9 protein-coding genes and 1 pseudogene are annotated in these 10,918 nt (G+C 59.4%); 8 read left to right on the top strand and 2 right to left on the bottom strand.

The genetic code is table 11. The features are described from left to right. The 5 genes and pseudogenes from AB0305_RS16475 to AB0305_RS16455 all read left to right on the top strand — a co-directional run. Positions 1-293, top strand: a pseudogene (locus AB0305_RS16475) (hypothetical protein); the annotation flags it as partial. Between the two features lie 106 nt (positions 294-399). Then, entirely contained in the window at positions 400-1,536 is a 1,137-nt protein-coding gene (locus AB0305_RS16470; RefSeq protein ID WP_366173419.1) for a glycosyltransferase family 1 protein, read from the top strand. Positions 1,537-1,607: 71 nt separating this feature from the next. After that, a complete protein-coding gene (locus AB0305_RS16465; RefSeq protein WP_290255659.1) occupies positions 1,608-2,591 on the top strand; it encodes a GDP-mannose 4,6-dehydratase in 984 nt (327 codons plus the stop codon). Continuing rightward, positions 2,588-3,613, top strand: a complete 1,026-nt coding sequence (locus tag AB0305_RS16460) for a GDP-mannose 4,6-dehydratase (protein ID WP_290255660.1) — start codon at positions 2,588-2,590, stop codon at positions 3,611-3,613. The genes AB0305_RS16465 and AB0305_RS16460 overlap by 4 nt, the downstream gene beginning before the upstream one ends. A gap of 54 nt (positions 3,614-3,667) precedes the next feature. Next, positions 3,668-4,969 carry a hypothetical protein gene (locus tag AB0305_RS16455; RefSeq protein WP_364132821.1) on the top strand — a complete coding sequence of 434 codons (1,302 nt, stop codon included), beginning with the start codon at positions 3,668-3,670 and terminating at the stop codon, positions 4,967-4,969. Between the two features lie 195 nt (positions 4,970-5,164). On the opposite strand, the gene AB0305_RS16450 is transcribed toward AB0305_RS16455, so the two are convergent. Together AB0305_RS16450 and AB0305_RS16445 are read right to left on the bottom strand one after the other, a co-directional pair. Beyond that, entirely contained in the window at positions 5,165-6,400 is a 1,236-nt protein-coding gene (locus AB0305_RS16450; RefSeq protein WP_364132824.1) for a glycosyltransferase family 4 protein, read from the bottom strand. A gap of 2 nt (positions 6,401-6,402) precedes the next feature. After that, positions 6,403-7,428, bottom strand: a complete 1,026-nt coding sequence (locus AB0305_RS16445; protein ID WP_290255663.1) for a polysaccharide biosynthesis protein — start codon at positions 7,426-7,428, stop codon at positions 6,403-6,405. Positions 7,429-7,581: 153 nt separating this feature from the next. On the opposite strand from AB0305_RS16445, the gene AB0305_RS16440 reads away from it, so the two are divergent. The 3 genes from AB0305_RS16440 (at position 7,582) to AB0305_RS16430 (ending at position 10,910) form a co-directional block, all read left to right on the top strand. Continuing rightward, on the top strand, positions 7,582-8,322 hold the full coding sequence (locus AB0305_RS16440) for a glycosyltransferase family 2 protein (protein ID WP_364132826.1): 741 nt from the start codon (positions 7,582-7,584) through the stop codon (positions 8,320-8,322). Continuing rightward, complete coding sequence (locus tag AB0305_RS16435; protein WP_290255665.1) at positions 8,322-8,741, top strand: DUF2304 family protein; 420 nt, start codon at positions 8,322-8,324, stop codon at positions 8,739-8,741. Before AB0305_RS16440 ends, AB0305_RS16435 begins: the two co-directional genes overlap by 1 nt. 261 nt (positions 8,742-9,002) lie before the next feature. Next, a complete protein-coding gene (locus AB0305_RS16430) occupies positions 9,003-10,910 on the top strand; it encodes a hypothetical protein (protein WP_364132829.1) in 1,908 nt (635 codons plus the stop codon). Positions 10,911-10,918: the final 8 nt, after the last annotated feature.

Raw genomic sequence — 10,918 nt, 5'->3', positions numbered from 1 at the left:
AAACAGGCCCCCTCGGCTACCCCACCACCGACGTCCGGACCGCAGCCAACGGCGCCCAGTCCCAGGGCTACCAAAACGGTGCGATCTACTGGACCTCCACGACCGGCGCGCAACTAAGCCCCAACGGCCCCATCCGCAACGCCTGGGCCGCACAAGGCTGGGAAACCGGGCCCCTCGGCTACCCCACCAGCGGCCAATACCCCACCGCAAACGGAAACACCGCACAAAACTTCCAAGGCGGCCGCATCGACTCGTCCCCCACCACCGGCACCAAAACCACCCTCACCCGATGACCCACCCACAACACAAATTCACGCCCCATCGCCGGCCCCAGCAAGTGCCGCTCCCAACGAACGTGCACTGCGGCGGGCCTCATACACCGCAGGCTAAGCTTGACTGATGCGCGAAGATCAAATGACCGACGGGCCCACTCCCACTAACCGACCTCTCCGAGTCGCAATCGCGATGTTGACGTTGGTCCCCGGGGCGATGGGTGGTGGCGAAACTTACGCTCGCGGGTTGCTCCGCGGGCTGGCCAGCACCAAGGGAGTCGCCGCGACGACCTTCGTTAGCGGAGTAGGGAAGGGTTTCTCCGGTGAGATACCCGAAGTGGTGTGCCCGGAAGTTTCGGGCGGGCCGTCGTCCACGGAGAGGATCAAGACACTCCTCCAGGGCTTCCTACATCGCAAAGGACTCGTGGCGAGAATGGAAGGCAACGACGTTTTCCACGTTCCTTTCGCCGTCAATCTTCCCTCTCCGCCGCGGTCCATGGCGACTGTGCAGTCTCTTTGCGACGTCCAGCACCGTGACCTTCCGCACCTCTTCAGCCGCGTGGAGCGGATCTACCGGAGTTTCTTCTATGAGCGCGCGGCGCGAAAGGCCGACGCCGTCGTGACCATCAGCGATTTCGCCAAACGCACGATCGTCGAACACCTGGGAATTGCACCCGAGAAGGTCTTCACCGCACACTTGGCCGTCGACTCGGAACAGTTCACCCCCAATATCGGCGAAAGAGAAAATTTCATCTTTTATCCGGCCCGGGGGTGGGCGCATAAGAACCACACGGTGCTCTTTGAAGCAATGAGACTCTTGATGACGGAGCGGCCGGAGCTCACGCTCGTGCTGACGGGAGGGGGCTTGGAAGGCCTCACCAATGTTCCCGCGAACGTCGACGTCAAGGGTCTGGTTCCGTTTCAGGAGCTTCTTGAGCTCTACCGAAAGGCTAAATGCCTCGTTTTTCCGAGCCTCTACGAAGGGTTCGGCCTTCCTCCTTTGGAAGCCATGGCATCCGGTTGCCCGGTGGCCTCATCCACTGCGGGTTCACTCCCGGAAGTGTGTGGCGACGCGGCCGTGATGTTCGATCCTCACTCGCCCCGGGCCATCGCCGACGCAATCGTCGAAGCCATTGGGCGGACCTCCGAGCTTCAAGCCAAGGGGTTTGAGCAAGTTCGGAGGTTTACGTGGGAAAAATGCGCCGAAGCTCACGAAGCGGCCTATCGCTACGCTGTGCAGCAGCGCGCTCTCACAAAGGTTTAACTCAACAGGTCTCCGGTGGTCACCCTATATAGTGGCTGTGCGTGACTCTTCGACTTAAAGGAAATTCCCCCATGCCTCGTGCGCTCATTACCGGCATCACCGGTCAGGACGGTCTCTATCTTGCGGAGCTCCTGCTCTCCAAGGGATACGAAGTTTTCGGCCTCATCCGGGGACAGAACAACCCGAAATACGAGCTCGTTAGCAAGACTGTTCCCGGCGTGAAGCTCCTGACCGGGGACCTCACCGACGTCTCCTCGCTGGTCCGCGTCCTAGGCATCGCCCAGCCCGACGAAATCTACAACCTGGGCGCCATTTCCTTCGTAGCGTACTCGTGGGAAAACGCGTCCATGACGTCGGACGTCACTGGAAAGGGCGTCCTGAACATTCTCGAGGCCACCCGCTTGTACGCTGGTGACGATGTGAGCAAGGTCCGGTTCTATCAGGCCTCCTCTTCGGAGATGTTCGGCAAGGTCCAGCAAGTTCCGCAGAAGGAGGAGACCCTCCTTTGGCCGCGCTCCCCTTACGGCGTTGCGAAGGTCTTCGGTCACTACATGACGATCAACTACCGCGAGTCCTACGGAATGCACGCATCCAGTGGCATCCTGTTCAACCACGAGTCTCCCCGGCGCGGCCCTGAGTTCGTTACCCGCAAAGTGTCCCAGGCTGTTGCGCGCATCAAACTCGGCCTGCAGGATGAGATCGTCCTGGGGAACTTGGATGCCAAGCGGGACTGGGGCTTCGCGGGCGACTATGTCGAGGCTATGTGGCTGATGCTGCAGCAGCCGGAAGCAGATGACTACGTCATCTCTACGGGCGAAACCCACTCCATTGAAGAGCTCCTCGAGGCCGCATTCGCTGCAGCGGGGCTGGAAGACTGGCGTCGTTACGTCCGCCAAGACCCCAGGTTCATGCGCCCTGCCGAAGTTGACCTGCTCATTGGCGATGCAACGAAAGCACAGCGCGTTCTGGGTTGGAAGCCAAAGGTTTCCTTCAATGAGCTGGTAACCATGATGGTCGAGAGCGACCTTGTGGAACAGCGGTTGCTCGCCAAATGACGCTGGAGTCATCCCGTGGCGGGTCCGGCCACCCCCAGAGAGCACTGGTGACTGGGATCTCGGGCCAGGACGGGTCCTACTTGGCCGAGCAGCTGGTCGAAGCCGGCTGGGACGTCCACGGGATGGTTCGAGCCGAGGATGCCAACCCTCGGCAGCACGAGGCCGGCGGCGTGACGCTCCACGAAGGAGATCTTTCGGACCCGTTACGCCTCGCCGAGCTAATTGGCGGCCTTGCCCCGGACACTATTTTCAACCTTGGTGGAATCAGTTCCGTGGCCGCGTCATGGGAACGACCCTATGAGACAGTTGTCAGCACCGGCGCCGCTGCAGTGGCAATGCTCGAAGCTGCTTGGCAACTTCAACAGCGCACGGGGCGCGAGATCAGGTTCCTTCAGGCATCGAGTGCCGAGATTTTCGGTCAAGCCAAAGAAGTGCCCCAAAATGAGGGCACCCCCCTGAGGCCGATCACGCCCTATGGTGCGGCCAAGGCGCTGGCCCATCATGCCGTGGGCACGTACCGGGCCCGGGGACTCTTCGCCAGTTCTGCCGTCCTTTATAACCACGAGTCACTTCGCCGGCCGTCGAGCTTCGTTACTCGTCGGATCACTCTAGGTGTGGCCGCCATCGCGCTTGGACTCAAGGAACGCCTGAGCCTTGGAAATCTTGACGCAGTCCGAGACTTCGGATGGGCCCCGGACTACGTCGACGCCATGGTTCGCATTGCTTCTGCCGAAGAGCCGGAGGACTTTGTGGTGGCCACGGGAGTCTCACGCAGCGTACGGGACTTTGCCGAGGCCGCGTTCCTCGCGGCAGGCGTTTCGGAGGGACTGTCTCTGATCGACGTAAACCCGAAATTCCGTCGTCCAGTGGATGCCCCCGAAATGCGGGGTGACGCCACAAAAATATCCGACACCCTGGGTTGGCGGGCGACCGCGACTTTTGAAGACATTGTGGCGGCTATGGTCCAGCACGACCTTGGCGTTGTTCGAGAACATGGTCTGTCGTCGCTACCCGGAGATTGACTGTTTAGCGTTGCCGGCAGCAGAACCGCTTCATAACTACGTGAAAGACCTGATTTGACGGATATTACCCAATCCTCCGAGTTCGTCCCGGATGACTCCCCCGGCGATGGTGGAAGAATTTCGGCCAAATCCGCAGCCCGCGTAGGAGCGGCATCAATTACGGCGGCCGCGGCCGGAATAGTTATCCTGTTTCTCACAAGCCACGCTTTATCGCCCGCCGATAACGCGGAATTCCTCTCCTTTTGGGCGGCGTTGTTCTTCGTCTGCGGTGTCCTGGGTGGTGTCCAGGCCGAGACAACGAGAGCTGTTGGGGCGGCACGGCTCAAGACTGACTCTGCGACCGCCAAGGGCGCGAGGGTCTTCACGTCCGGGTTGATCGTTGGCCTCGCTGCGGCAGTTGTGATCGCGGCGCTATCGCCGCTGCTAACCACCTTCGTGTTCCATCAAGACGCCGCCCTGGTTGTTGCGGCCCTTGTCCTGACAGCCGTTCTTTTTTCCTGCCACGCCACATTGGCAGGTGCCGCCCAAGGTAGCGATCAATGGACGCTGTTTGCCGGTCTGGTGTCCCTTGAAGCACTCTTGCGCCTGGGCGCCATCGCCTTGGCAGCCGTGGCCGCTACCTCCCTTGTTGGCATCGAAATGGCCTGTCTAGCCGCGCTTGCTGCGTGGTTGCTGGTCTTGCTGGTCTCACCCGGCGCCCGGAGCGCTCTAGCGGCCAAAGGCGACGTCGCCCTCCCCCGGTTGCTACAAAACACCGGCCATGCCCTACTGTCGGCGGCATCCTCCGCCGCCCTTATCGTTGCCTTTCCAATTTTGTTGAAGCTGACGACTTCCCCGGCCGACTACGCCCTCTCCGCACCCATACTTTTGGCCATCTCGCTCACAAGGGCACCCATCATGGTCCCTTTGCAGGCGTTTCAAGGCGTGGCATTATCCGAAGTTGTGAAGAACCCACACAACGGATGGAGGACCCTCCGGAAGCCGCTGGGTATCCTCCTTGCGATGGGAGTCGTAGGAGCCATCGCTGCTTGGCTCGTGGGGCCGCGGTTGATGCTCATTTTCGGCCCCAGCTACGCGGTGGCAGGATGGGCGCTGGCGGCACTGACGCTTGCAGCAGTACTGATGGCAGTCCTTACCCTTCTCGGCACGATCGTGATCGGTTTGGGTCAACACCGCGCGTACTCCGCAGGTTGGCTGACGGCCACTGTGGTTGCAGTTGTAATCTTGTTGCTCCCAGCCGGGGTGGAGGTCAGGAGTATCTTCAGCCTGTCGCTCGGGCCTATCGCCGGGATTCTGGTCCACTCCCTGGCCATTGCCCGGATGATTCGCGCCAGAAGAACCGAGTCGGCGTCCTGAAACGTCGCCGAGGTGCCAATAACGTTCGGCACATCTGCGGCATAGGACCGTCCAGCGCACTTCCCCGCCAATAGAACCGAACCCGCCGAAAGCCCGCAGGAGAACCGAGCCGAGCCACAGCCGTGAAAGGCGGGCCCGCAGGAACACTGCTGAGACCGGCGCTGCGGCATGCTGAAAAGCTGCCAGTGCAACTAATCAAGCCGGTGAGAGGAGAAATTTCTTCAGCCGGCCCAGGACAATGCTCCGCTCTAGGTTGGCAAAGTGGTAGGCTTTACCACTTTCGCCAAGACGCCGACGGTCCTCGGCTGACAGTTCGTAAAGCCGTCGGATATTGTCCGCCAAAGCTTCGCTGTCGCCGGCCGGTCCAACGAGGCCGCATTGAGCCTGGTCTTCCACGAGAGAGCGAACTTCGCCATCCATGGCGAGAGCGAGCGGCCGTCCGGACGCAATGTATGACATGACCTTTGCCGGTATGGTCGCCTCCAGCAGGTCGCTCTTCACCAGGCAACCAACCAGGACGTCCGCGAGTGTGGTGTACTTGGGAACATCGGTGACGGGGTGATGACCCTCAAACCGAAAAACGTCCTCGAGACCGCGATCCTTGACCTGTTGCTCGACGTCGTTTCGGCTCATGCCGTCCCCGACGATGATCCAAGAGATACCGGTGAGGCCTTCCCTTTTGAGAAGTGCAGCCGCCTCGATCATGGTTTCGAATGACTGAGCCGGGCTGATGTTCCCCGTAAAGACAACTTTGAACCCGTCGCCGAGTCGTGAGGCCAAATCCTCGTCAATGATTTCCCGTTCGTACAGGCTTTCGCATGCCTGCGGAACGACCGCCAGACGATCGTCCGGCAGACCGCTAATACTCTGAATCTTTGCTCGCATCTGTTCAGACAAGACAATGATTTTGTCGGGCTGGCGGTAGTGCCAGTGGGAGACTCGCTCGACCAGGCGGCGCAAGAAACGGTTCTTAATGTCCAGAACAGAGAAAAGATTTTCCGGCCAAAGGTCGAGCACATACATTGTCGACTCGATACCGCGAAGCTTCGACAAAAGTATACCCGTGATTGACATCATTACCGGCGAAAGCTGATAAAGGAAGATCTTGTCGTATCTTCCGAAGAGCAACCGTGGCAGATGCAAAAGGCTGCCCAGCGGAAAGGATACGTAATTCAAGAAAATACGCAGGCTGGAATTATCGCCCCGCGGAATTTCCGGGGCCCGGTAAATCTTGAGGCCCTTGTGATTCTCTTTGTAGGGTCCCCGCCACGTGTAGCCTGGGAAGAGCGATCCCTGCGGATAGTTAGGCAATCCGCAGAGTACCTCCACATCCACATCTGACTCGACCAGAAAATCGCAAATATCATTGATGCGAAAACCTTCAGGCCAGAAGTGCTGCCCGACTACAAGTACCTTGGGGCGAGATGTCATTCTTAGGGGACAGGAGTGATGGACGGCAGGAGTTCCTGTACATAATCCGTCGTCTTGATCTTTTCGATGATTTCATCGACGGTCAACTGCTGCGTGTTGTGTGAGGTGTATTCCTCGAGTTCTTCGTTGACAATGTCACCAGAATCCACAAACTTCTCGTAATTGAGATCCCTGGTGTCGGCGGGAACGCGGAAGTAGCCGCCAAGGTCCTCGGATTTAGCCCGCTCTTCGCGCGTCAGCAGGGTCTCGTGGGCCTTCTCGCCGTGGCGGGTGCCAATGACGTTGATGTCGACGTCGGAGTTAAAGAGACGCTTCATGGCCGTCGCCAAGTCACCGACGGATGAGGCATCCGCCTTCTGAACGAAGAGATCACCTTGGTTGGCATTTTCAAACGCAAAAAGAACGAGCTCAACGGCTTCATCGAGATTCATCAGGAAGCGCGTCATGTGTGGATCCGTTACGGTCAGGGGCTTCCCTGCTCGTATCTGATCCGCGAACAACGGGATCACCGAGCCGCGTGAAGCCATGACGTTGCCGTAGCGCGTACAGGAGATGAGGGTGTCCGCCGGATCCACGTTGCGCGACTTCGCGATGACAACCTTCTCCATCATCGCCTTGGACGTACCCATAGCGTTGATCGGGTAGGCGGCCTTGTCGGTGGACAGGCAGACAACCTTCTTGACGCCGGCGTCGATGGCGGCGGTGAGCACGTTGTCGGTCCCCAGGACATTGGTGCGAACGGCTTCCATCGGGAAGAACTCGCACGATGGAACCTGCTTCAGAGCTGCCGCATGAAAAATGAAGTCGACGCCGCGGACTGCTTCGCGGACACTCTCGATGTTCCGCACATCCCCGATGTAAAACTTCAATTTGTCGTTGTTGTAAGCCTTCCGCATATCGTCTTGCTTCTTCTCGTCCCGCGAGAAGATCCTGATCTCGCCGATATCGGTGTGCAGGAAGTGCTTCAGTACAGTGTTCCCAAACGAGCCAGTGCCCCCGGTAATCAAAAGTGTCTTGTTCTTGAACAACTTGTCTCCTTGGTCTGCAGGGTGGCTGCGGCAACGAACATGGGCTGCAACCGTTAGATAATACCAGCGCCCCGGGGATGGGGGCGGCCGGAAAGCCCTCCGGAGGCGGGACACGAATTCGGCGCAGATACGTTTCAGCGTAGAATCTGCATCATGCTTAGCCCAGACGCCCGCCATGTGTTAGTGATCATGCCAGCTTGGAACGAAGGCGAAACCGTTGGAAACACGGTCGCCGAAGTGATCAATCTGAACGAAGGCTACGACGTTCTGGTTGTTGATGATGGCTCAACGGACCGAACGGCCGATGTGGCAGCGGCCGCCGGCGCGACCGTCCTCCGCCTCCCCTTCAACATGGGTGTGGGAGGCGCGATGCGCGCCGGGTTCAAGTATGCGGACCGCCACAACTACGACGCCGTCATCCAGGTGGATGCCGACGGTCAACACGATCCGCGGGAGATCTCCTCCGTCTTGGAGGGGCTGGAGTCGGCAGACATCGCCATCGGCGCCCGCTTCGCCTCCAAGGGCGACTATAAAGTTTCCGGTCCCCGGAAGTGGGCGATGGTGTTTTTGGCGGCTGTGATCTCGCGTCTTGCTCGGACGAAGCTTACCGACGTCACGTCGGGGTTCCGTGCCGGGAATAAGAGAGCCATCGCACAGTACTTGGATCACTATCCGGCCGAGTATCTTGGCGACACCATTGATTCGTTGGTAGTTGCGATCAAATCGGGGTGCAGGGTGACCCAGATCCCCGTGGCCATGCGGCCGCGCCAGGGCGGGACGCCCAGCCATAATCCGGCAAAATCTGCCATCTACCTGCTTAGGTCCGTATTTGCCTTACTTTTTGCAATGACACGCAGCCGATCACAGATAGCCGTAGGGGAAAGCAACGCCTGATGGGAAACACACTGCCTCCATTCATCTTCGCCCTCGTCATGGTTGCGATCGTTCTTGAACTGGTCCGCCGCAAGGTGTTCCGTGAAAAATACGCCGCGCTGTGGCTTATCATCGGAGCCAGTGCCCTGGTCCTGGCCGGTTGGCCCGACCTCCTCACTGGCGTCAGCAAGATTGTCGGTATCCAAGTCGCATCGAACTTGCTCTTTGCCCTGTGCATTGTTCTGCTGCTGGGCGTCTGTCTGCATCTTTCGTGGGAACTCTCCGTCGTGGAGGACGAGAACCGCACCCTTGCGGAGGAAGTCGCCATCATGCGCACCGCGGTAGAGCGGCTGGAGCACGATTTCCACGCGTTTTCTACCGCAGGTCCGCAGGGCGAAACGCCGCGACTGGAGACTGGTCCGCAATCACCCAAGGACTAGGGCCTCGCACCACGTAAGGACGCCCATCGCGAACGACGTAGACTCATAGGTGTCTACTCTGTACCTTTTCCGCGCCTTTCGAGGTGCCCTGAATTAACGAAGGTCGTGACATCGGGGGAAATGCCGGCTGACCACGACCGCTAAGGAATCATGCTCAGCCCGGATCTGCACTCAGTTTCATCAGCACCAACCCGGAGTGCGCGCCCGCGCAACCGGCCCACCGGCGGACCAAAAATCTCACTTTCCCAGATACTGCTGCTCTTGGTCATTTCTTTTCTCGCGTTTCTTGCCGTTGTAGCCGTGCGAAACTCTGGAGCACTGACGGGTTGGCGCTTTGGAATTCTCCTGGGTTTCGTCCTGCTCCTCATTCCGACGTCGCGGAGCTTCTCCCAGCGCATTCTTGTTGCCAGTGTCGGCATCGCTGGCTTGGCACCGATTATCTGGTGGTACTCCGGTCCAGTGCCGGGGCTTGACCGCGGCTCCTTCGTTCTGGCGTTAGCGGCTGCCGGTCTTACGGCGTCAGCAGCTTTCTGGATCGTGACACGGCGGCCTCTCCGATCGTTTTTGCCGTATGCAAACGTTGTTGACATTCTGCCTGTCGTAGCGGCCCTCGCTTCTCTTTGGGTGGTTCAGGGATTCATTTCGGTCCGCTCCCCTGAGGAAGCACTTCTGCTTCTCACCAGGTCTTGGGACTTTGCACCCCACTTCAACATGTACGACATGATTCGAAACCATGGGGCGGTCCTGGCCGTCCTCCCGGCCTCCGCGGACGGCAGCCCCTGGTCCGCCGCAACCTACCCTCAAGGGTTCCACTCGCTGTTAGCGACATTGGCGGAAGTTGTCGCCGGTAGCAGACCAGGCGATCCGGGCGAGGAGCTTGTGCTCTTTTGCCGGCTGATCGGGGCGGTTACGATTCTCGGCACAGTGATGGTCATCGCTGGATTGACTTCGCTCCCGGTACTACGGCGGAATTTCCTCGTCACACTGCCGCTTGTCACGATCGTCGCAACGGCCTGGATTGTGGGTCCCGGGTCGATTCCGGTGTTCGGTGCGTTCCCCAACTTCGGGCTGGGTGTGGCTCTCTGCGTGGCGTGCATCGCCATAGTTCAACTGAGGCGGGTCATCCCGCCGTCGCTCGCTTCAGCTGCCCTTACGATGGCTCTGGTGGGAGTGGCCCACGGCTGGATTCTCCTCCTCGTCCTCTGCCTCCCCAGCGTCGCCGTTTACGGATGGCACTTGATTCGACACCGTACGCAGCTAAGGAGTTGGGACGTCACCGTACAGTCCGCCATAGCGGTCGTCGGCGTGGCTGCACTGGGCGCTGCTGTCTGGCAGCTCCACGCGCTCTCCGCTGGCGACGTGCTCACGACGAACGGCGGTATCGCTTTGGCTGACACCGGCGTCGCTGTCCTCTGCGTCATCGCTAACGCTTTTGTTGCCCTCGCCTTCTTCTCGCGGCGCAAGGCCGGAAGCGAGGAGCACAGACACGGGACGCTCACTTCTTTACATGTCCTGGCTACACCGCTCTTCGGGGCGGCCCTCCTGCTGGCGCTTGGCATCTTCCAACTTGTGCAGTCGGGATCTGTGACCTACTACTTCCACAAGTCGTCCCTGGCAGTGGAAATTGTCGCCATCGTCTGCACCGTGATTGGTTTTGCGGAACTCTGGTCGCCGATCCTTCTCAAGAAAAGCGGCCGTAAGACCTTCGTGGCAGCGTCGTTACTGACGACCCTGGGGGCGACTCAGTTTTTTGGACTGCCCTTTACCGGAATGAGCGAGCAAGGGCTCAAGCCCACCGCAAGTGGCGCCACCGCACTCCTTCAGCAAACGACCGCACTTTCGGGACCAATGCCGCCCCTGATTCCCAAGCTTCTCGCCATATCCCGGGTCAAGCAGGAACGAACCTTCATCTACGCCGGCTTCAACGATTTCTTTGACCCCCTCCTAGCGGCGCAGTGGTCCCTGACGCTTCAAGGCAAGTGGACGAACAAGGTCGAACCTGCCATTCCCCTGGTAAGCCCGCTATATAAAGGTCCTTCCAAGGTGCCCAACGCAATGATTGCCATATTGGAGAAAATGCCGGAACTCGATGTCATGGTCGATCCAGAGCTCCTGCCCGAACTGCGGGCTGCATTCCCGGAATATGCCTCCCGGATCATAACTTACTAAAGAGCGCG

This window comes from Arthrobacter sp. NPDC080086 (genome assembly GCF_040702285.1).
This window is presented reverse-complemented; position numbering and strand designations above follow the sequence as displayed.